This window comes from Paenibacillus sp. LT-B23 (assembly GCF_059417685.1).
The window spans coordinates 362,796-384,298 of the sequence record NZ_JBSQBM010000002.1 but is presented as its reverse complement, the minus strand read 5'-3'; the positions used below and the strand labels follow the sequence as shown (position 1 = coordinate 384,298).

Here is a 21,503-nt window from a genome sequence, read left to right as displayed (position 1 = left end):
GTAGCATTTTTGTATAGTAAAGCTACTTGAAGGAGAGGGGCAGTTAATAGTATATGAATACAACAACCGAAACATTGCAGCGTTTTGAACAAACGGTACAACACTATCTTCTTGAATTGGACCACTTTAGCTTGGAGCAATTGCAGTACACACCGCAGGAGGGCGAATGGTCGCTTGGACAAATGTACCTTCATTTGGTGAACTCTGCTCTTTATATGCATCTGAAGAACATTGATCTTTGTCTAAAGCCAGATGGAGAGATAGGGACTAAAACGGAGGCAGGCACGGCCATTTTTGATCTGGGAGGCTTTCCGCCAATACGTATCCAGGTCCCACCATCCACGCAGTACACTCCCCCGCAACCGACTGGCAAAGAAGAAATTGTAGAGGGATTAAACGTCGTAATTCGCAAAATGAGAGAGATTGAACCGCACGTTGGGGAAACAGCAGGGAAGTCTACCGTTTCTCATCCCAGATTCGGCGCGTTGAACGCTAGAGAGTGGTTTACGCTCATCGAGATGCATTATCGCCATCATCTTTTGCAGAAGGAGCGCTTGAAGCACGCAATAGCCGGTTAATCGTCTCCCGGCGCAGCCCGATGAACTGGCCGATTTCCTCCTGCGTCAGCACGTCTGTTAACGTGGCGGGTGCGATGTAGGAGTGGAACCAGCGTTGAAGCTTCCGAAGCTTCTCGGCAGGTGACACCTCGGTAAGCTGGTCGATTCGTTGCTGCATCATGCGCAATTTATCCTGTAGCTGCAAAGCGACAGCCCGACATCGCGCCGGGTCTTGCTCCAGCGCGAGATACCATTCCTTTTGCGACAGAACTTCAACCTCTGAGGTTACCAGCGCCACCGCTGTACCATAATAAGGATTGGGACTGATCAGGGAGTGATGCGGGATGATTTCATCGGGCACAATCACATTAACTAAAATTTGCGAGCCGTCTTCATGGACTCGGATAATTTTTAACAGGCCGCTCTTTAAGTGATATAGAGGACCGGATTCCCCTTGCCGAAACAGGGTCTCGCCTTTGTGTAATATCATGAGCGTGAACAGCCTCCATTCCATGTATTCCAGCTTTTAAATGAATCCGCCGTTGACGCGAATTGTCTGTCCGGTAACCCACTGTGATTTGGCGCTGACCAGGAACTCAATCACATCAGCGATATCTTCCGGTTCACCGAGCCGACCCATCGCATTCATTTTTTTCATGACTTCGATCTGTTGCTCGGTTTTTCCTGCTTGAAAAAGCTCGGTGTTCACGGGACCGGGAGCCACGGCGTTGATCGTAATTTGTTTACTCCCGAATTCTTTCGCAAGCTGGCGGGTAAATTGCTCCACCGCGCCTTTCGTACCCGCGTATACGCTATAGGTCGGAAACATTTGTCCGATGACGGACGTAGACAGGTTCACGATCCTTCCGTAGTTTTCCATGTATTTCATTGCTTGTTGACAGGCAAAGAAAGTCCCTTTTACATTCAGTGCGAATTGTTTGTCAAAATCGGACTCGGTTACCTCAGCCAGAGGTTTGGTGATCATCAATCCGGCATTGTTAACCAGAATATCCACTTTGCCGAATTCAGCAATCGTATGTGTAAATAAGGCTTCAATATCACTCATCTTGCCCAGATCAGCGCGGAGCGCTATGGCTTTTCCGCCTTTTTGAATAATGCCCTCCACGACTTCCTGAGCTTTGTCCGGACTGCTGGCATAATTGATGACTACATTAGCGCCCAGATCAGCCAGTTGCTCGGCAATAGCACGTCCAATTCCTCTGGAGGAACCGGTGATAATCGCTATTTTTCCGTCCAAATGTTTCATAGGTATTTAACCTTCTTTCTATAATTTTTTAAGAGATTCCTTTTTCTAAAAGCATCCACACATCCGAAAACTCCTGATCAATCGCAGGACTCTTCCATTCGTAAGCATGAGCGGGATGATGAAAGCGGGCTGTGGCATGGAAAAGGGTACGCGCCAGTTGGGCTGGCTGATCCGATGTGATGTTCCCGTGTGCAATGATGTCAGCGAGCTGATCCACAATGTGGGTGATATGCTGGTCGATTAAATCAGCGGCTTGCTCGGTGACCCGGGTATACATCTCGAACATTTCCTCGTCATCGCGGGCATAATACTGCTTGAGTTCGATCAAGGTCTGTATATATCGTTTTAAATGCGGCGTTCCCAGCAGGGATGAATCCTGACACACCTCCGTTAACGGAGCGATAATCTTTTCATTCAGCCATTTTTCGGTCACGCCTTCAAGAAGTTCGGCTTTGCTTTTAAAATGTCGATAAATGGTGCCATGACTTACTCCTAATACTTTGGCAACATCGGTCACGGAGGTTTTAGCTACACCAAAACGTCTAAGTGTGTCTTCTGTAGCGATGAGAATCTGTTGCTTGGTTAGAATATCTGAGGATTTTTCCATAGAGACACGGTCAAGTTGCCGTGTGAGTCACCTCCTTGAAGTCAGGATAACACAAAAGAGTATCAAATGACAAATATTTATTTTTGTCATTTGATACTCTTTTTTTTCTAAACAAATTCAAAGAAGTAAACTGAAACCCTACAACAGTGATTCGATGACAGAATCTATTTCAAAGGGCTCCGTCGTTGATTCAAATCTTCCATTTACATGACCATCGCGATCGATCAGAAACTTGGAGAAATTCCACTTGATCCCGTCGCCAGCGTATATTTCCGGATACTTATCCCGCAGGAAATCCTCCATCCATTGACCGTCCTTGGTTTGGGTATCGAAGCCTTGAAACGGTGCCTGTTGTGTCAGATATTGAAATAAAGGATGAGGAGATGGACCTCTTACATCCGTTTTCTCAAATAGCGTGAATGTTACTCCATAGTTAATTTGGCAGACTCCCTGAACTTCCGAATGGCTACCCGGCTCTTTTTCATTGAATTGGTTACAAGGAAACGCGAGAATTTCAAAACCCTGTTCCCGTCGACTTTCATAGAGCTTCTGTAGATCAGCGAATTGACGGGAAAAGCTACATTTGCTGGCTGTGTTTACGATGAGGAGAACTTTTCCGCTGTAGTCTGACAGTTTAATCGGCTTCCCGTTAATTGAGGTTGCTTGAAAATCATAAATAGACATATTAAAGTCCCTCCTCATATTATTTTTTTATACATCATATATCCAGAGTGTCTATTGGTCTAATATATTATTCGAATGACTTTTATAGGTAGAAGGGGGTTCGCCTCTTTCATAGCAAACTGTGACATTAGCCGTTACCAAGATAGAATATGGATGCATATTCATGTAATGCGTGCAAAAACCCAAAAGAATAGAGGGATATTCGTGCCCATTGGAAAGATGGTTCAATACAAGGAAATGCGACATCATCCCGTTTTGAGCTCTCATTTGCCTGAAACCCACTGGATTTCTACTGCGAAGACCTTACGTATGCTAAATACCTATCGCACGGTCTTTATCAAGCCCAATTACGGGAGTGGGGGGAATGGTATCATACGGGCCAAAAAGCTGGGAAGGAAATATGAGGTCCGTTGCGGCTCCAGTCGCAGGGTCGTCAAATCCCATGCGGTCCGTAGAGCCATTAGATCCTACAGGAAGCCCCATCGGCGCTATTTGGTACAGAGAGGACTGCGGTTAGCGAAGTACAAAGGCTCTATTTTTGATGCCAGAGTGTACATGCAGAAACCGGAATCAGAATGGATCATTTCAGGGATAACCGGGCGTGTGGCAGCCCCATCCAAATTCGTGACCAATTACCGGAAAGGGGGACATGCGGCTCCGATATCCAAAGTGCTTTTAAGAGTTTTTAAAAATGACAGAACGAAAATGAGACAGACTCTGGATCAGATCATCGAACTTTCCAAAATGATTGCCGACACGATAGAGCAAAACCATTCGGTTCGCGAGTTGGGCATTGATTTGGCTATTGAGAAGAGCGGTCAGATCTGGATTATCGAGGCCAATCCGCACCCCGGACATATGCTGTTCACGCAACTCCCTAACCAAACCATGATCCGTACCATTTTGAAGAACAAGCGTCGGATTAAAAAACATTAGTATAGAGTTGCTCAAGCACGTTGGAATCTCATCAATCAAAAACCAGTCGAAGCACGAAAATAAAGAAGTGTTAGGCTGGTTCTGTTTTATCAAGCTATGATAGTTCATTAGTGAAATGTGCTAGTTATCTCTAATACATTGCATATTAATATGCTATATAGTATATTTATTCAATCGTAAAAAGAGGGGGAGTTAACATGTCATTTATCGTAAGAAATGCTGAACCTAACGATGTGAATGGTTTGACGGAGTTAATGTATGAGTATATTGTTGGTTTTTATAAGAATCCCAGACCGGCTGCTGAGAAACTACATAATTTGATTTTTAACCTTTTCGAGAAGCAGGCAGGTATACAGTTTGTAGTAGAGCAGGATGGGGAGCTGATTGGCTTCGCTACATTATACTTTGCTTTCAGCACGATGAGAGCGGATAAAATTACCATCATGAACGATCTGTTTGTTATGGAGCCATACAGAGATACAGAGGTGGAATCGCAACTGTTTTTGGAATGCCGCCGATACTCACAAGAGCATGGGTATGCGTACATGTCCTGGATCACGGGGCCCAGCAATCAGCGGGCACAACGTTTCTTTGAAGAAAAGGGTGCTGTCCAGACAGATTGGATTAACTATTCCATTAACTAAATCAAGGGTTCTTGCAAGCTAATGTGAAGCCATTGACGCCCTCGTTTTGTTGGAACTATACTGATTACAACAAAGAGGGTGATTCGATGAAACAAATTAGCAGCCGATTTTCAATTGCGGTGCATACCATGTCCATGATTGCTTTGCGTCCATCGTTATGTACAGGCGATTACATTGCCAAAAGCGTCAATAGTAATCCTGTCATCATACGCAAAATTATTGCGCAATTAAAAAAAGCCGGATTTATCCAAGTCAAAGCAGGTGTCGGTGGGGCTTCTCTATTAAAAGAAGCAGAGCAAATTACACTACTGGATATCTATAAAGCCGTTGAATCGACAGACGATGGCGACCTGTTCAGGTTCCATAAAGACCCGGACCCCGAATGCTCGGTGGGGAAACATATTGAAGAGGTACTGCATCCTGAGATGGTGCAGGCACAGTTGGCGCTGGAAGGAAGGCTTTCTTCCGTCACGTTAGGACAAATTGTTGCCCAACTTCAGCAAAAAGCGGGCTACTAATGAGCAGAAGATGCCCTGATACACTCCATTTTACAGCCTGAATCCGGTTCTAATCAAAAGCCGAATTCAGGCTGATGTGTTATTTTACCTTGTATTATTGTTTGGTCATTGGCCTTGCGGTTCAACATATTCAATAAAAGTGCCATCCGGGTGTTCTACAAAAATACTCGGTCCCACAGGACCGTGCTGATCCCTTACAATCGGGGTGCCTTCTGCGGCCAGAATGGCTTTAAGCTCTGTCATGGAGTCCACATACACTACAGAGCGCAGGTTTTTGGCAAGCTCCAAAGCTTGCTCAGTCCCCGAAACGATGACATAGGGATAGACCGTGGCTAATTGAAGTTCGGCGTCGGGAATAGCCCATTGTCTGTCAAACGGCTTTCCGGTGATTTTTTCATAATGGGCTACAGCCGACTCCAGATTACTCGCAAATACCGGAATAAAATGATCTGTAATATTCATAAATTCATCCTCCAGTTGAGTTGTACAATAACTTATAGCATTGTTGTAACTAATATTGTTATAACAATATTAGTTACAACGTAGGTGCGATGTCAAGTGGATTCTATGAATTGCTGTTTATAAATCTGGTCGACCTTGCTAAGGACTTGGGAGCTGTGCTGAGTGAAAATTAAAGGGGTGACTTTTCCCTTCTTCAGAAAAATGCCAGCTTGTTCGCTGAATTCACCCAGAGCGGCTTCGTATAGACGAGAGGCTCCTTTGCTGGGGTGGGAAAAAATCAGGTTCCGAATCGGAATCATATACCCCGGCATTCCTGAACTCGAAGTCATCGTTGTTTTATTCGCACCCGGGCAGACGCTACGTATCTTGATCCCCTCAGCGGCGGCTGCCGGAGCGATCTCTTGGGTCCACAGAGAAAGAGCGAGCTTGCTTGAGGCGTAGGGACCGAAAAGCTTTTTGAATTCGGCAGGGCGTTCCAGCAGCTCCACCTCGAACCGTTTTACGATGAGGGAAGCGTTCGAGGAGGTGTTAATGACGGTTCTCAGGTTTCCTTGCCGCAGAAGCTCCTTAAGCTCCATAAAAATGATGTAGGGAACGACGGTATTGACTTCAAAGTGCATTTCGCGCCCTAATGGAGAGAATATCATTTCTCCGAGCGACACACCTGCATTATTAAAAAGGACATCGATATGAGATTCGCTTTTTTGGATCTGCTCCAGTGCCTTTCTAAGGCTTGAAAAATCGGCCAAATCGGCTTTATATATCCTCAATTGTCCTGTGCTTAATGCGTGCTGAACCCGAGATTGGTTATCGTTCGGGAATCCAGAGCGGATCAGGGCAAGAACATGCCAGCCCTCGGAAAGGAGCTTTAGGGTTAACTCCAATCCCACCCCCGAGTTGGCGCCTGTAATGAGCGCCGTTTTATGATGCTTGGTTGTAGCCATGCTGGCATTCTCCTATTCTTTATCCGTTGTATGAGCCGCTGCATCTGTATCAAGCAGGGATTGCTGGTTGTTTAATTTATGATCTATAAATCCCACAATGCGCTGTAAATCGGCTATTTGTCCGATCACTTTTTGACGATAGCTTTGTAACAGAGCATTCACTTCCGGAACGCTTGTTACGTCTTCTTGATAGGAGAGAGGGACATAAGCCTTCATGTCTTCCAGCGACATGCCTGTTTTCTTCAGGCAAATGATCAGCTTCATAACCTCTGTATCCTCGATGCTGTACACACGGTGTCCATTCTTATTTCTTTTAGGTGGCGGAAGCAGTCCGATTTTTTCATAATACCGAAGGGCATCCTCCGTTAATCCAGTTTTTTGCGAAACTTGTTTGATAGAAAAGAATTCACCCATGCTGTTTTCACCTGCTTTTCGTTAGGGTTAACGTTATGCTACACCTTGGTGTTCACACCAAGTCAAGCAATTTTATGTAAAAAGAAGCCTCTCAAGATCATGAGAAGGCTCCTTCTCATCAGGTTCCCCTTTTGAACAGACTGTTGTTCATCTTTTGCTCACTTTGAATGAGCAGAATAAAATTAAGGGGTATAAGTGAAAATGCGTAATGTTTGATGTTATATATTACGTATTGTTATACGCAATATATAATGTTGTACGGTATACTTAATTGTATGATCGGAATAATAATATATAAATATAGGAGAAGATAAAGGATGGGAACAATAATGAAACCCACTTTTGACGTTGATCAAATGATTACGTCCTCTGAGGCTTCAAAAAGGTTTGGGGAGCTTCGTAAAAAGGCTAAACATCTTCCTCAGTATATTACGGATAATGGTTTAGTTGATTCGGTTTTAATGGGATATGAAATTTTTGAACAACTGTACGATCGTTTAACTCGATTGGAGCAACAAGAGGAAGAACGTATATTAGTCGAACGTATAGAAAGTCTTGATCGGGACCCAGCATCCGCGAAATCTTGGAAAGATGTCCGTCGAACTACTTGAACTGAATGAAAGAATTGTTTGATATTCGTTTACATGAGGCTGCGGAAAAAGAATATAGCCAGCTGGATGGTTCAGTTCTTGATGAGGTCAATAAAGCAATGAATGAGTTAATATTCCGGTATGGAAAAGACAAGATGATTAGAATGGTGAAGATCATTATAGAAGCAGACTATCCTCATTTGGGAGCCAGTCTGCTTTTTTAAAAGGTGCCTTTTAATATAATCTGGACTGCTGTTAACTACATGAGTCCCTCTTCCTTCATGCTAATGAACGTTTTGTCTCCTAATATGACATGATCCAGCAATTCGATGCCGAGTAAAAGGCCTGCGTCTCGTAATCGGAGTGTTGTGCTTACATCTTCTGAGCTAGGAACAGGTGTACCTGAGGGATGATTATGACAGGCAATGATAGATGCAGAGTTTGCAAGTACGGCGAGTTTGTAAGTTTCTCTGGGGTGAACCAATAAGGTATTCAATGTACCACAAGATACTTGGTGTAGCGCAGTGGGCTCATTTTTAGTATTTAAACAAAGAATGCAAAAGGCTTCACGATCATAGTCACCGATAAATCTTCTGAATAATCCGACTGCATCCTGAGGTGAGCTGATCGTCCGGTTAGGATAAAGTAACGAAGTTTTTTCCCTAACTATACGCAAAGTTATGATTTCTACACGCTTGGCTGGTATACGCTTAGATTTATCCATTTTGCGATCTCCTTTTGATACGTTATAAATATGTAATTTTTGGATTTTTATTTCGTAGCGTTTTGTGACCTCGGCATGTTCATTACCTCATTTAAGAATAACCGAGGTAACCCAAAGGATTAACCCTCTATATATGTTGATTTACTGCATTTTAACATCTATAGATAATAATATAGCAGTATTTTACAGAAAAAAACCGACTGCCGTGGGCAATCGGTTCATTGTCTTACTTTTTATTAATCGGAATCCATACCTCGCAGCGGTAGTCCTCAGCCCGCGAGTCCCCCATCATATATACCTCCAGCTCGGGTCCGCCTGAATGCTCATAATTGCTGGCCGGGAACCATTCCTGAAAAATTCTTTGCCATACCTTTTGAATCGTATGAGGCATAGGGCCGATGGATGTAAACACTGCCCAAGTTTCGGCTGGGATGGTTCTGAACTCTAGTCCGTTGGAGGTGGCTACGTCCTCACTGCCTTCGGCGGCAATCAGGTACGTGAATTTCTCTTCCCCATGCTTGAAATCCAAACAAATACCGAGGATATCCTCGCTTGTTCCCAAGGCTTGAATCCGATCCGATGTACCATCAGCGTTCAGCTCGTCCCAGAATTTCGGGATTTCCCGGAAATTTTCACCGTCTTTCGTTGTGACTTGGATGGACTTGCCAATGACCGTAAAGGCCGCTTTCTCTACGATTTTATAATCCATATCCTGATCTCCCTTCAACGATAGATGAAAGGTAATGCGTGGAAAGGCTTTCAGGTTCACCCCAGGGCTTCTGGCCTCAGAGGGAGATATACCGTGTACCTTACGGAACGCTTTAGAAAAAGATTCGGGGGAATCATATCCGTATTTGAACGCTACATCCAAGACCTTGGTGGTAGAAAGACTCAATTCCTGTGCAGCCAAGGTCAATCGACGTTTACGTATATATTCGGCTACCGTGACGCCGGTTAGCATATGAAACATACGTTGGAAATGAAAGGGAGACGAATAGGCTGCCTTTGCAATTTCGTCGATATCCAGCGGCTGCTGCATTCTTTCTTCCATCAGATCCAGCGCGTTCTTGATCCGAAGTAACCATTCCAACCGCATCACCTTCCTTGGTTGTAATCATATCATTAGCGGTGTCCGTAATCCTGTCTTTGCGTGCTCTTGTTGAACAGGCTCTGTCGCCTAGTTTAATGGGACGCATACTCTGTTTCAAGTCGGAATTTCATACTGAAATTTTAGAGGATACATTTCGCCTGCCCCCTTGTGTTCATAATTAAAATTTGGGACAATGAAAGAAGTGTTTAAATAGCGAAGACTGCTTAAACATGCTATGATGCAATGATGGCTGAGACGATTGGTAAGTGCTTTGTTTTAAATAAATGGATTGTATATAGAGGAAGACGAATTTTAACGTTTTGAAAAGAGGATCGAACATGAAAAAAGAATCCATTTATGGATTAACGCTAGATCAGTTGACAGCATGGCTCATCGAGCATGGACATAAGAAATCCCGGGCGTTGCAGGTATGGGATGCACTTTATCGGAAACGGGTTACTGATTTTGCCGCGATGACGGAGGTTCATGAGAACTGTACCCGCCTGCTGGCAGAGCATTTTCCGATTCAAACATTGGAAGAGCATGTGAAGCAGCAGTCGGCGGATGGGACGGTCAAATTCTTGTTCCGTCTTCAGGATGGTAATTTGATTGAGACGGTATTGATGCGACACAAGTTTGGACTGTCGGTATGTGTGACAACGCAGGTGGGCTGTAACATCGGGTGCAGCTTTTGCGCGAGTGGGCTGTTGAAGAAGAGCCGTGACCTGTCCAGCGGTGAAATCGTCGAGCAGATTATGAAGGTGCAGTTGTATCTGGATCAGGAACGTCCGGGCGACCGGGTCAGTCACGTCGTCGTGATGGGGATTGGTGAGCCGTTTGATAACTTCGTGAACCTGTCCGACTTTATCCGAGTCATTAAGGATCATAAAGGGCTGGCTATTGGTCCGCGACATATTACGGTTTCTACGAGCGGACTTGCCGATAAAATTATTGAATTTGCCGATTCCGATCTGCATGTCAATCTGGCGATTTCCCTTCATGCGCCGAATAATGAGACTCGCACCCGCATCATGAAGATCAATCGGGCGATTCCGATTGAGAAGCTGATGGAGGCGATTGATTACTATCTGGATAAAACAAATCGTCGGATTACGCTGGAGTATATTTTGCTGAAGGATATTAATGATACCAAGGAACATGCGCTGGAGTTGTCTGAGTTGGTGGGCCACCGTCGCAATTTGGCAAATGTAAACCTGATTCCATACAATCCGGTAGATGAGCATAGCCAATACCAGCGGAGTGAGTCGGAGTCGATTACGGGCTTCTATGATGTTCTGAAAAAACAAGGCATTAGCTGTAGTGTTCGGTTGGAGCATGGAGTCGACATTGACGCGGCTTGCGGACAGTTGCGCAGCAAGCAAATCCGCAAGGATGCAAAAGGTAGTCGCACATCGGAACGTGAAGCGATTAGTTAATACAGAAGCGTACTCTTTAACAGGAGTACGCTTTTTTTATGCCTGGGTTATTGAGGAGAAAGAAAAGCACTCAAACCTAACTCAGTCTATAAATGTGAAAATAGTCACGTAATCATTGCTGTTTTTACGTTATAGTGAGTGGTTAGTGGAGGGGTTATATGGCTAACGTAATTTCGAATGTGGCGCTCGTTCCGGGCATTTATGTGATGAAAATAGAGGGAACCTTTAAAGGGGAAATGGGCCAGTTTTACATGCTGCGTACCAGAACCGGTTACCCATTGCTACCTAGACCTATCAGCATTTACGATATCGGGGAAGAGGACATTTCCTTTCTATATCGGGTTGTGGGAGAAGGGACAAGTTTGTTTTCCCGGTTGCAGCCGGGGCAGGAGGTTCAGTTGGAAGGGCCTTTCGGCAATGGCTTTCCTCAGGTAGAAGGCAGCTTGGCCTTAATCGGCGGTGGTATGGGCACGGCTCCATTGCTGCTGGCTGCAAAGCATTATCCGCATGCACATGTTTATCTGGGGTTTGCGCAGCAAGCCTTTGGGGTGGATGCTTTTGAAGCTGTGGCAGCCTCTGTACAAGTCAAGGTAGGGGGAAGCATCGTCGAGAAGGTCGATCCTCATCTCTATGCGAATATGTTTTCCTGTGGGCCGACTCCGATGCTACAAGCGCTTGCGGTGAAAACAGCTGGCACGTCGTCCCGTTTATATATTTCAACAGAAAGACACATGGCCTGTGGTATTGGCGCGTGTTTGGGCTGCACCATGCATACCCGTGGAGGTAATAAGAGGGTGTGTAAGGAAGGGCCTGTATTCCCGATAGAGGAGGTGGACTTTGATGATCTCCATGGCGTGTAATATTGCGGGCGTCCCGTTCAAGAACCCGATCATCATGGCATCTGGTACATTTGGGTTCGGGCGTGAGTATGCAGAGTTTTACTCTCCTGAACTGTTGGGCGGCATCGTCGGCAAGGGATTAACCCTTCATCCGAAGGCTGGCAATACCGGATCACGCATACATGAAACAGCATCCGGTATGCTCAATAGTGTGGGACTGGAAAATCCGGGTGTGTCGGCCTTTTTGAAGGATGAGCTGGATGACATGACGCGCTGGAATACGGCTGTCATTGCTAACGTGGGTGGCTCCAATCTGGAGGAGTATGTTCAGGCCGTAGCCATGATTACGGAAAATGCGCAAAAACGGCGCACGATGAACCGCAGAGGCGTCGATATGCTGGAACTGAACATTTCCTGTCCCAACGTAAAGCAGGGCGGGATGCAATTTGGCATTCAGACCGAGGTGGCGCGGGACGTGGTACGGCAGGTGCGCAACGTAACGGCGCTTCCGCTGGTCGTGAAGCTGTCCCCAAATGCAGAGAATATTACGCAGATGGCGGTTATGTGCGAGGAAGAAGGCGCAGACGGGGTTTCGCTGATCAATACATTTTCTGCGATGAAAATAGATATACGTCGGCGACGCAGTGTTTTCGCAAATACGTATGCAGGTCTTTCCGGCCCGGCGATCAAGCCGATTGCCTTACGCATGGTTCATCAGGTGGCGCAGGCGGTATCCATTCCGGTGATCGGGATGGGTGGCATCAGCTCGGTGGAGGATATTATCGAATTTACGATGGCAGGAGCAGCTGCAATTCAGGTGGGAACGTACAATTTTGTCCATTTACATGCAGGGGCTGAGCTGGTACACGGCCTTGAACAATGGATGCAGCGGGAAAAGGTGCAGTCATTGGATGAGATACGGGGAATTTTGTGAATTTGGAACCTTTTTGCATACACTAATTCATATAAACCGGCTTGTCTTTAAAAGACAAGCCGGTTTTATTTATTTTACTGAAATAGCCAAGCTTCAACTAGTGGTTAATATCGCACTTGTTCAAGATGAACGAAATTTGATTTTCCAGCCGATGAATGGCTTCCACGGACGCTTGGTCGTTCGCACCTTGTTCCTGAAGCGCAGCGAGTTCCTGCTTGAGCTGATGAAGATCCTGCCCTGCATTGGCGCAGTTGTAATTACTTTCGAGATTTTTGATCATTCCTATGTCCTCCATTTCGTTAGGTATACGTCCTTATTATGGAGAATTGACTCTTCCTTATTCAGCATATTGTTGTATTTCAGATAGAGGCTATGTTTGTTGTCGTTGGAGGTTTTTTAGAGCTTGCAGATTAAGAAGGAATTTGTCAAACGATGTCGAATAACAAGGGATTAGAGGAGCAGAAGACATGCTTTCTTCCCAATAGAGAGCTTGAGAAAGAAGCTAGGTGATGGGGTTGCGCTTAAAAGGTAAGTCGAAACGGAGACGACAATTCAAAGTTTCGCTGCAGTTCATGATTATTATTTTGGTTGTTTTAGTTATCATTATTTCCTTAATTATATCCTTGCTTCTCATTCGTAATTTCGTGATTAACAAGCATTTTGATAATACGAAGGAAAAACTTTCGGGTATTGCCAAAATGGTTGCCAGTGACAACGATGTTATTCGTAATGTCGAGCAGGGAGTTCCTGTGAAGCAGATCCAAGACTACTCGCTTGGAGTAATGCATAACGTTAATGTGGATTTTGTTGTCATTCTGAACCACGATTTAATTCGGCTATCTCATCCGAATGCAACGATGGTTGGCAAACCGTTCTCTGATTTGAATGATGCCAGAAGAGCGCTATCCGGTCAGGGACATTTTTCTGAGAATATAGGTATTTTGGGCAAAGGTTACCGATATTTTACGCCGATATTTAATCAACAGCATGAGGTCATTGGCATTGTATGTGTAGGGCTGACCATGAGAACCCTAAATCATGATTTGATGCAGGCGCAGTATACCATTTTTGGGGGGCTGATGCTTGGACTCTTTAGTGGAGTTCTGGGTGCGATCATACTTGCTCAGAAAATCAAAACGATTTTATTTGGGCTTGAACCGCAAGAGATAGCAACACGATTGCGCGAAAAAGAAATTATTGAAAATGAGGTCGCTGAAGGAATTATAGCCATTTCGGCTGACAAGAAAATTATGCTCATGAACAAAGAAGCTCAGGCCAAGTACCAACTGGCAAACCAAGACATGAAAGACCCAATTGGCGAGCAGCTAGATACCAACTTTTATAACGTGCTCTTCAAGAGAGTATTTGATGATAAGAAGAAGATCAAGGATCGCTCATTTTATGTGAATGGTATAGAAGTCATTGCGACAGTAACCCCTATATATGTTGAAAATGAGTTTTTTGGGGCAGTTGCTACGCTGCGCGACCAATCCGAGATGATTCATCTCAGTAACCAGTTAAGTGGCACAAAATATTATATTAACTCTCTTCGTGGGCAGACTCATGAGTTTATGAACAAAATGCATGTCATATCCGGACTGATTGAGATGAGGAAATATGTAGAGGTCAGTCAGTATATTCAGCAGCTAAATCACCGGTATCAAAATGAGGTAGGCTTTCTGACCGAGAGAATTAAAGTTCCGGCATTAGCAGGTTTTATTATGGGTAAAATCAACGAAGCACGCGAGCAGAATATTTCGGTTCTTCTGGAAGAAAGCTCGAATGTCTCTAATGTAGAGATGCAGGACATCGTTCATGATGTCATACACATACTGGGTAATTTTTTTGACAACGCCATAGACTCGATTTTATTAAAAAAACAACCCGGTAGAATTGAGTTGAAATTGAACTATGAGTGTGAGGGAAATGTGTTCATTCTAAAAGTGAAAGATAATGGTATGGGGATTGATTTTGAGATGCAAAAAAGAATATTTGAGCATGGCTTTTCAACCAAAGGAGAAGACAGAGGCTATGGCTTGAATCTGGTTAAAACCATGGTGGACAATCACCAGGGCATCATTGAGATTGACAGCCAGCCGGGCCTGGGAACAAGTATATATGTAGAGTTGCCCTGTACATTGGAGGTGACAAATGAATGAAGGTTCTGATTGTTGAGGATGATCCCATGGTTGCTGAGCTAAATCAACAGTTTATTGAGCGCATGGACAATTTGGATGTTGTATGTAAGGCAGATACCGTCAAGAAAGCACAGGATTGTCTTCAAAAATGGACACCGGATTTGGTATTGCTGGACGTTTATTTACCTGGGAAAAGCGGATTAACTTTATTAACACATATGCAGGAGCATCAGTATCATGCGTCCGTTATTTTAATTACGGCTGCAAAAGATATTCAAACGGTGAAGGAAGCTGTTTTTTATGGAGTTGCAGACTATTTAATTAAACCCTTTACATTCGAACGCTTTAAGTTGGCTGTTGAGAAAATCCAGCGTCTGGCCACGGTGATGGAGGAAGGGAACGGAATTAATCAAGCTGCCATTGATCATTATTTTAATAAAGATGAGCATACGGGTATGGAGAAGAAAGGATCTCCTGAAAACCTATCCAAAAATCTTTCCAAAAACCTGTCCAAACTGACCATGACCACGATACTGAAGAGCATCCAAGAGCTGAACGGACCATTTTCCGTCGAAACCTTAGCCAGAGAAGTGGACTTGTCCCGTATTACGGTGAAAAAATATATTCAGTTCCTGGTGGACGATGGCTTCTTGATTGAATCGATAGAATACCACAAGGTTGGAAGGCCGCTAATGCTCTATCAGGTGAATCCTAATTTAAAAGAACCGCTATTTCCATTGTAATTCTGGAAATAGCGGTTCTTTTTTGTGAAATAATAATGCCGAGCTTCCTAATTATTTCATAGAAAGAACAGGGAGTGGGACCAGATTGTCCGAAGTTTGGGTTGTAAGTATATCATGGAAGTTGTCGTAGCTGGTTTCAATCATGTTGGATAACGCTGTAACGGTATTCGAGCCAGCATGAGGCGTCACCAAAACTCTTGGATACAGCTCCACAAGCTTCTGGACCGTTGGATCCGGGAGCATTTGCCATGGATCAAATGCTCTGAAAAATAATTCTTCTTCTTTAGGGAAGACATCCGTAGCGAAGCCTTCCAGATGGTTGCTGAGCAAAGCGTCCAAAATGGCTTGGTTATCTTGTAATTCTCCACGTGAAGTATTAATTAGAATAGATCCCTTTTTCATTTTTTCTAAAAAGCTGGCGTTAATCATTTTGTCGTTCTGTCCCGGCAGATAAGGAACATGCACACTGACGATATCACTCTCTGCCAATAGCTCATCTAAAGTTGTGAATGGAATGACTTCCTTGGCTGCGTCGGATTGGTACACATCATAGCCAATAACGGATGCTCCTAATCCTTTAAACAATTTGGCTTCCGTCAGACCAATGCGACCGACCCCAATAATCCCAACTTTACAGTTATGGATCTCTTTGCTGAATGTATGCTCGTCCACAATAAAATTTTTGAACGAGCTTTTGGCAGTCATATAAGCCGTGTGACGGAACAGCATCATGGCCAGAGTTAAGGAGAGCTCCGCAATGGCATTCGGAGAATATGATGGCACACGTGCGACCTTCATCCCGAATTCGCTGCAGGCATCTAAATCAATGTGGTTGATTCCGACCGTTCTGGTGAAAACATATTGAATGCCGTAATCCTTGAATTTCGTGAGATTCTCTCGATTCGCAGCGCAGTTTCCTCTTAACAAAACGGCATCATGATGCTGTGCCAATTCTGCATTGCTGGAAGTTAACAGTTCTTCTACCAGCGTTAGTTGAAAGTTATATTTATTGAGGTCATGGAAATATGGTTTCTCATAAGAACGGACGCCGTAGCAAATTATTTTTAACATGTTGTTTTCCCCCTGATTTAGAAAATCCCAATTTTATCAATGATATTTAGCGTAATAATCCAAACTGGAATCATGACGACAGAAGTTATAGTAGATAGAAGCGATGCATTGGAAGTCAATATGGCTTCCTTATCAAAACTGATGGCATAGGCTGCGGCTACGGTAGCAGTAGGAGTAGCCATCATAATGACAATAGTAGATAAAGCGACAGTATCGACCGACAGAATATGAGATACAGTTAACAAAGCCAGCAAAACGATGTTAACAATAGGTACAAGCCAAACCTTAACGATGCTGTAATACCAAGAGGTCTTGTCAGTAGCTGCCGACTTGAAGCTGATCTCACCCAATGTAGAACCAATCGATAACCAGGCTAATGGTGAAGCTAGCCCAGCAAGGTAGGTCATGGGCTTGAACAACCAGACAGCAGTTTGATCAATTCTTAGAAAAGCGAATTGCTGAATGGCCCCATCCTCAGTAGCTACGCTCATCTGTGGCAAATAACCCTGAAACAACCAAACAAACAAGCCTAGAAAAGTGGCGATAACGATCGGATTTAAAAACATGGTTTTGAGATTTTTAAGCTCCATTTTTAAGCCGCTCATTTTGATATAGCCATAGGAGTATAAGAAAATACGGTAGCCTATGTTAAAAATGGAACTGTACATAACTCCGGTAGGACCATAGATTGCCGCAACAATTGGAATTCCGAAAAAAGTAGTAGACCCGAAAATAGTTAATACCCGCAGAACATCCTGTTTATCCTTGTTGTAGCTCAGGAAGAAAGGTTTTGAAATAAAAATGAGAATAATATAAATTAAAATTCCCCATATTAAAACATTCATGCCTTGCTTTAATATTGTAGGATTAATATCCTGCATGAAAGAATTAAAGGCTAACGCTGGTAAAGCCACAGTTAAAACAACCTTGGACAGCAGCTTTCCTACTTGTGCTGTAAAAATCCCCTTCTTGCGGCAAAAGAAACCGAGAAGGATAATAAAAACGGTGGAAGCGATGGAACTGAGAATATTATTATCTGTTAAGGTCGATGTAATCATTTGTAGTAAAGACATAGATAAAACCCTCTCTTGTACCTTTTTTCACAAATATGACTATGCAATTCCCTGATCTTTTGGCCAAAGTGGTTGGTTTGCACTTTTATAGTAAAATGACTTTGTGAAAAAAAGAACAATATCTAATTAATTTAACTTATGAAACTAATTTAAAAAATTTATACATTACATCAGATGGGCAAATGAGAGGTACTCATCAACATACATGCTATAATATAAAAAATTAAACCCAACTTGATTAGTGAGTTAAATAGAAAAGACGAGCAGGAGGAACCCTATGAATCCGATACAACATATACTGGACGAATTTCCGCTGATCGTGCTGGATGGCGCAATGGCTACGGAGCTGGAGCGTCACGGGCATGATCTGAACGACAGCTTATGGTCGGCTAAAATACTCCATGAGCACCCGGAGTCTATCAAGCGTGTGCATAGAGACTATTTTGAAGCGGGTGCAGACTGCGCGATCACTGCGAGCTATCAGGCTACCGTTGAAGGCTATGTCAAACGGGGCTTGAGCGAAAATGAAGCGTTGGAGTTGATTCAGTCCTCAGTACGGATTGCCGTACAGGCACGGGATGAATTTTGGGCAGATATTACGGCTGGTGCAAAACAACAGCATCGCCCCAAGCCGCTAGTCGCAGCCTCTGTCGGACCCTACGGCGCGTTTTTGGCGGATGGTTCAGAATATCGCGGTGATTATACGCTGAGCGAGGAACAGCTTGTCGAGTTTCACCGACCGCGAATGAAGGCTCTCATTGAGGCAGGCGCAGATATTTTGGCCTGTGAAACAATACCATGTCTGGTCGAAGCCAAGGCCATCGCGCGATTGCTAAAGGAATTTCCCGGCACGTATGCCTGGATCAGCTTTAGTGCAAAGGATGGGCAGCACATCAGCAATGGGGAGTCGGCCGCCGCGTGCGCCGAATGGCTGGATGAACATGAGCAAGTGGCTGCTGTAGGTATTAATTGTACTTTGCCGCAGTACATTCCATCGCTCATCCACGAAATGCGCAGTTATACGGATAAGCCTGTGGTGGTATATCCCAATCTGGGGGAGGAATATGACCCGGTTACCAAGACATGGCACGGTACGAGTTGTACAGAGACGTTCGGGCAGAGTGCTCGCCAATGGTATGAAGCAGGAGCCCGCCTGATTGGTGGTTGTTGCCGGACTCAGCCGGAGGATATCCAAGGGATTGCGAATTGGTCGAGAGACGCATAGGCGGGGCTGAACGAAGGATGAAGAAGGCAATTCATAAGGGACGTCCTTCCACTGTACTGTAAAAGTAAACAGGCTGAACCAAGTGACTCTCCAGTAATGGAGGGACTTGGTTCAGCCTGTTTTTGTAATGACGACTGGGTCTTCGCATCATGCAGGCGTGACGTACAACAGCAGGATAAGACCCCACTGGGTACGATGTGCTCCATGATCTCCGGTTAGCTGTCTGACAGCCGTTCCAGCAACGCATCCCCGCTCTGACTTACCCGAATGTAGGCATAATGAGCGTTCTGTTCAACATTACGCCCGGTTCCCTCAGGGATGAAATAATTCTCAATACCGTACTGAATACGTGAACCATTCCATTTTCCATTTAGAATAACCTCATGATTGGCAAGCTTGTCACCATCCTGATACAGTCGATCAACGGTGTATACTCCTTGGCTATTCGGCGCAAGCACGACTTTAACCTTGCCCTGATTCCAATTGTCCTGCGAAAAGGGGGTAGAGATATCGTAATTCAGCATGACATAATCGCCTTGTAACAGAGAGCGAGGGTCTACAGGGGCTAGTTTGAGCTTGATGGAAGCGCCTGTGGCAAGCAGGCTTTCACTTCTTACGGTCTGATAGCCGATCACACCGAGCTGTAGCATGATAACTACAGCGATCAGCAGCGGGCTTAAGCGCATGAAGCTAAAGCTGCGGTGGTCGGCATCAAACGCTGTCTTGCCGCTATGGGCCATCCGCCGATCCGCCCACCACGTAATTCCGAGTGCAATGACACCCAGCAGCGCCAGCGTAAAGGACTTATACAGTAGCGTCCACAACAAATCATAGTATTTGAAGCCAATAAAAATAAACCAGAACGCTACGCTTGTGAAGACCTCCGATTTTTGTTTTAGTCGGATGAAGGCAAAGACCATACCTGTAACGATAACGAAATAAAGAATGTTAATCAGCACATAAGAGTGTGGAATGACATCCTCGAAAAAGGTCGCCCACAGCATAAACAGCAGGCTGAAAAATAAGGAGCTATCCCGAAGGTGTTCCCGCGATGCCGTCTTGGGTATAAAGTAACTTGCTGCATACAACACAGCATTGACCAAGAAAAGAGAGAGGATAATGTACTCAAAGGACCAGTTCCAAGAATCCCACTCCTGAAACTGCTGAAATAGAATGGTCGCCAAATTCAAGTTCACAAAGGTGTAAGTGAAAAATAGCTGTCGCCTTCCCTGCGAACGAAACCATCCTACTATAGAAACGATCAAAAACAGTACCGAAAGCAACGTCTGATCTGACCAGAGAATGGCTACCCAGCCTGTAATATAGCTGATCGCCAACAGGGTATAACGTATGACAGAATCCAGCTTGGATTCCGGAATGACAATCATCGAAATCATAAGCAGCAACGACACACCCAACAGTACATATTCGGTGTGGTTTACATTCGTGCTAATGTTAATCAGTCCGATCAGGGATATACTTCCAATCAGCACTCCGACCACTTTGATCACACGGGATACGGTTTTGCTGATCCATTCACTGCTACGTTCCTCGGGAACGGTTGTCTCAGTCTTTGATGTACTGATGCCCGTTGTCTCCGTATCGGATTTTGCGATATCCCCTTTGTTCTCGTTGGATATTTCCCCAGCTTCCGGCGGTGTTTTCCCCAAACGATTCAAATAACGGAAAAACCATACATTACCCGTCAACAGCAGCGCCACAAAAATCAACCCAAAGACAAAGAACAGCGATGAAGAGTACGCTTCTGCCAGCTCGATAAATTTAAAGACAGCAAAAGCGGAGGCCGCCAATGCATTCAAGGTGAGCAGCGTTTTACTCAGTCGGACCTTGGTAAACACATAAAACCCAATAGCGATCACAGCGATACATGGTATGTTCATAATGAGACCATATTCATCCAATGCAAAAGAGTTGGTCATCGTCAGCAAGGCTATGTGGAAAACGATAAAGCTCACATATTTTAGTGGTGCAGAGCTTAGACGATGGAAGAACGTCAACAGAAACAACACCAGATTGACCAGTGCGAACACTCCGGCAATGGACAACGATTCCAGTTCGCTGTAAGGTGCGCTTTGCATCGTAGGGTAAAAATAAAGCCACAAACCGAGATGAATCAATACATAGGACAGTATATAAAAAGGATTGTAGCGGGTAATCCAGCTTAACAGCAGAGCCGGAACCGACCAAATTAAAAACAACCCGTAACTGTCCGCGTGGGAATTGTATATTTGACCAAGCAACGCCACGGAAACGCCAAAGGCTATACAGCCAGCCACCAGAAATATATTCGACAGAAAGGCTTGCTGACCGGGAATAGCGCGTATACGTGCAAATACAAAGGACAAGCCATAGAACAGAACGATAAGCGCAGCAGCCAGCACAATTTTGACCGTCCGATCCAGTCCACCCCAATTGGAGGCGAAAAAATAAATAATCGCGGCCAGTACCAGTGAGATGCCCAGCAGATAGCCCATACGTATCGCATTGAATCGCAGCATTCGTTTCACGTACCTTTCCTGTTGGTTTGATGCCTATTATAGCGTTGAAAGGTCTGAGAACCAAGTAGGAATTAGGATCAGGTCATAA

The 21,503-nt window shown here is 44.6% G+C and carries 25 protein-coding genes; 12 read left to right on the top strand and 13 right to left on the bottom strand.

Annotation, left to right across the window (positions count from 1 at the left end):
- The first annotated feature begins 53 nt into the window (after positions 1-53).
- Entirely contained in the window at positions 54-578 is a 525-nt protein-coding gene (locus ACWXW9_RS04395; protein WP_494928439.1) for a DinB family protein, read from the top strand.
- On the opposite strand, the gene ACWXW9_RS04390 is transcribed toward ACWXW9_RS04395, so the two are convergent.
- From ACWXW9_RS04390 to ACWXW9_RS04375, 4 genes are all read right to left on the bottom strand, one after another.
- Positions 511-1,047 (bottom strand): Crp/Fnr family transcriptional regulator, encoded by a 537-nt coding sequence (locus ACWXW9_RS04390; protein WP_494928438.1) that lies wholly within the window; start codon positions 1,045-1,047, stop codon positions 511-513. The two genes, ACWXW9_RS04395 and ACWXW9_RS04390, sit on opposite strands and share 68 nt — an antisense overlap.
- 36 nt (positions 1,048-1,083) lie before the next feature.
- A complete protein-coding gene (locus ACWXW9_RS04385) occupies positions 1,084-1,824 on the bottom strand; it encodes an SDR family oxidoreductase (protein ID WP_494928437.1) in 741 nt (246 codons plus the stop codon).
- 28 nt (positions 1,825-1,852) lie between these two features.
- Complete coding sequence (locus ACWXW9_RS04380) at positions 1,853-2,431, bottom strand: TetR/AcrR family transcriptional regulator (protein WP_494928436.1); 579 nt, start codon at positions 2,429-2,431, stop codon at positions 1,853-1,855.
- A gap of 138 nt (positions 2,432-2,569) precedes the next feature.
- On the bottom strand, positions 2,570-3,115 hold the full coding sequence (locus ACWXW9_RS04375; RefSeq protein WP_494928435.1) for a glutathione peroxidase: 546 nt from the start codon (positions 3,113-3,115) through the stop codon (positions 2,570-2,572).
- Positions 3,116-3,319: 204 nt separating this feature from the next.
- Between ACWXW9_RS04375 and ACWXW9_RS04370 the strand changes: the two genes are divergently transcribed.
- The 3 genes from ACWXW9_RS04370 to ACWXW9_RS04360 all read left to right on the top strand — a co-directional run bounded on the left by ACWXW9_RS04370 (position 3,320) and on the right by ACWXW9_RS04360 (position 5,213).
- Complete coding sequence (locus ACWXW9_RS04370) at positions 3,320-4,051, top strand: YheC/YheD family protein (RefSeq protein WP_494928434.1); 732 nt, start codon at positions 3,320-3,322, stop codon at positions 4,049-4,051.
- A gap of 197 nt (positions 4,052-4,248) precedes the next feature.
- Positions 4,249-4,695, top strand: a complete 447-nt coding sequence (locus tag ACWXW9_RS04365; protein WP_494928433.1) for a GNAT family N-acetyltransferase — start codon at positions 4,249-4,251, stop codon at positions 4,693-4,695.
- A gap of 86 nt (positions 4,696-4,781) precedes the next feature.
- Positions 4,782-5,213 (top strand): Rrf2 family transcriptional regulator, encoded by a 432-nt coding sequence (locus ACWXW9_RS04360; protein ID WP_494928432.1) that lies wholly within the window; start codon positions 4,782-4,784, stop codon positions 5,211-5,213.
- Between the two features lie 105 nt (positions 5,214-5,318).
- Here the strand turns inward: ACWXW9_RS04360 and ACWXW9_RS04355 are convergent, their stop codons facing one another.
- The 3 genes from ACWXW9_RS04355 to ACWXW9_RS04345 all read right to left on the bottom strand — a co-directional run bounded on the left by ACWXW9_RS04355 (position 5,319) and on the right by ACWXW9_RS04345 (position 7,033).
- On the bottom strand, positions 5,319-5,675 hold the full coding sequence (locus tag ACWXW9_RS04355; protein ID WP_494928431.1) for a VOC family protein: 357 nt from the start codon (positions 5,673-5,675) through the stop codon (positions 5,319-5,321).
- A 92-nt stretch (positions 5,676-5,767) separates the two neighbouring features.
- The gene (locus tag ACWXW9_RS04350) at positions 5,768-6,619 is read right to left on the bottom strand and encodes an SDR family NAD(P)-dependent oxidoreductase (protein ID WP_494928430.1); all 852 of its coding nucleotides are present in this window, start codon (positions 6,617-6,619) and stop codon (positions 5,768-5,770) included.
- Between the two features lie 12 nt (positions 6,620-6,631).
- A complete protein-coding gene (locus tag ACWXW9_RS04345; protein WP_494928429.1) occupies positions 6,632-7,033 on the bottom strand; it encodes a MerR family transcriptional regulator in 402 nt (133 codons plus the stop codon).
- Between the two features lie 317 nt (positions 7,034-7,350).
- Here ACWXW9_RS04345 and ACWXW9_RS04340 point away from each other — a divergent pair, with 317 nt between their 5' ends.
- Positions 7,351-7,644: a hypothetical protein gene (locus ACWXW9_RS04340; protein ID WP_494928428.1), complete on the top strand. Its 294-nt coding sequence runs from the start codon at positions 7,351-7,353 to the stop codon at positions 7,642-7,644.
- A gap of 5 nt (positions 7,645-7,649) precedes the next feature.
- Positions 7,650-7,847 (top strand): hypothetical protein, encoded by a 198-nt coding sequence (locus ACWXW9_RS04335; protein ID WP_494928427.1) that lies wholly within the window; start codon positions 7,650-7,652, stop codon positions 7,845-7,847.
- 35 nt (positions 7,848-7,882) lie between these two features.
- Here the strand turns inward: ACWXW9_RS04335 and ACWXW9_RS04330 are convergent, their stop codons facing one another.
- Together ACWXW9_RS04330 and ACWXW9_RS04325 are read right to left on the bottom strand one after the other, a co-directional pair.
- Positions 7,883-8,347, bottom strand: coding sequence for a JAB domain-containing protein (locus ACWXW9_RS04330; RefSeq protein WP_494928426.1), 465 nt, complete (start codon positions 8,345-8,347; stop codon positions 7,883-7,885).
- Positions 8,348-8,573: 226 nt separating this feature from the next.
- Entirely contained in the window at positions 8,574-9,443 is an 870-nt protein-coding gene (locus ACWXW9_RS04325) for an AraC family transcriptional regulator (RefSeq protein WP_494928425.1), read from the bottom strand.
- A gap of 332 nt (positions 9,444-9,775) precedes the next feature.
- Here ACWXW9_RS04325 and rlmN point away from each other — a divergent pair, with 332 nt between their 5' ends.
- The 3 genes from rlmN to ACWXW9_RS04310 all read left to right on the top strand — a co-directional run bounded on the left by rlmN (position 9,776) and on the right by ACWXW9_RS04310 (position 12,646).
- On the top strand, positions 9,776-10,873 hold the full coding sequence (gene rlmN / locus ACWXW9_RS04320; RefSeq protein WP_494928424.1) for a dual-specificity RNA methyltransferase RlmN: 1,098 nt from the start codon (positions 9,776-9,778) through the stop codon (positions 10,871-10,873).
- A gap of 158 nt (positions 10,874-11,031) precedes the next feature.
- Entirely contained in the window at positions 11,032-11,733 is a 702-nt protein-coding gene (locus tag ACWXW9_RS04315) for a dihydroorotate dehydrogenase electron transfer subunit (RefSeq protein ID WP_494928423.1), read from the top strand.
- Complete coding sequence (locus ACWXW9_RS04310; RefSeq protein WP_494928422.1) at positions 11,714-12,646, top strand: dihydroorotate dehydrogenase; 933 nt, start codon at positions 11,714-11,716, stop codon at positions 12,644-12,646. The genes ACWXW9_RS04315 and ACWXW9_RS04310 overlap by 20 nt, the downstream gene beginning before the upstream one ends.
- Before the next feature lie 97 nt (positions 12,647-12,743).
- Here ACWXW9_RS04310 and ACWXW9_RS04305 read toward each other — a convergent pair whose 3' ends face one another.
- Positions 12,744-12,926 (bottom strand): DUF2524 domain-containing protein, encoded by a 183-nt coding sequence (locus ACWXW9_RS04305; RefSeq protein ID WP_494928421.1) that lies wholly within the window; start codon positions 12,924-12,926, stop codon positions 12,744-12,746.
- 292 nt (positions 12,927-13,218) lie between these two features.
- Here ACWXW9_RS04305 and ACWXW9_RS04300 point away from each other — a divergent pair, with 292 nt between their 5' ends.
- Complete coding sequence (locus ACWXW9_RS04300) at positions 13,219-14,805, top strand: ATP-binding protein (RefSeq protein ID WP_494928420.1); 1,587 nt, start codon at positions 13,219-13,221, stop codon at positions 14,803-14,805.
- Positions 14,802-15,527: a response regulator gene (locus tag ACWXW9_RS04295; protein WP_494928419.1), complete on the top strand. Its 726-nt coding sequence runs from the start codon at positions 14,802-14,804 to the stop codon at positions 15,525-15,527. Before ACWXW9_RS04300 ends, ACWXW9_RS04295 begins: the two co-directional genes overlap by 4 nt.
- Positions 15,528-15,578: 51 nt before the next feature.
- Here ACWXW9_RS04295 and ACWXW9_RS04290 read toward each other — a convergent pair whose 3' ends face one another.
- Positions 15,579-16,598 (bottom strand): 2-hydroxyacid dehydrogenase, encoded by a 1,020-nt coding sequence (locus ACWXW9_RS04290; protein ID WP_494928418.1) that lies wholly within the window; start codon positions 16,596-16,598, stop codon positions 15,579-15,581.
- 17 nt (positions 16,599-16,615) lie between these two features.
- Positions 16,616-17,671 (bottom strand): AEC family transporter, encoded by a 1,056-nt coding sequence (locus tag ACWXW9_RS04285; protein WP_134911881.1) that lies wholly within the window; start codon positions 17,669-17,671, stop codon positions 16,616-16,618.
- 277 nt (positions 17,672-17,948) lie between these two features.
- Between ACWXW9_RS04285 and mmuM the strand changes: the two genes are divergently transcribed.
- A complete protein-coding gene (mmuM, locus tag ACWXW9_RS04280; protein ID WP_494928417.1) occupies positions 17,949-18,896 on the top strand; it encodes a homocysteine S-methyltransferase in 948 nt (315 codons plus the stop codon).
- Between the two features lie 215 nt (positions 18,897-19,111).
- On the opposite strand, the gene ACWXW9_RS04275 is transcribed toward mmuM, so the two are convergent.
- A complete protein-coding gene (locus ACWXW9_RS04275) occupies positions 19,112-21,415 on the bottom strand; it encodes a GDYXXLXY domain-containing protein (RefSeq protein ID WP_494928522.1) in 2,304 nt (767 codons plus the stop codon).
- Positions 21,416-21,503 lie beyond the last annotated feature (88 nt).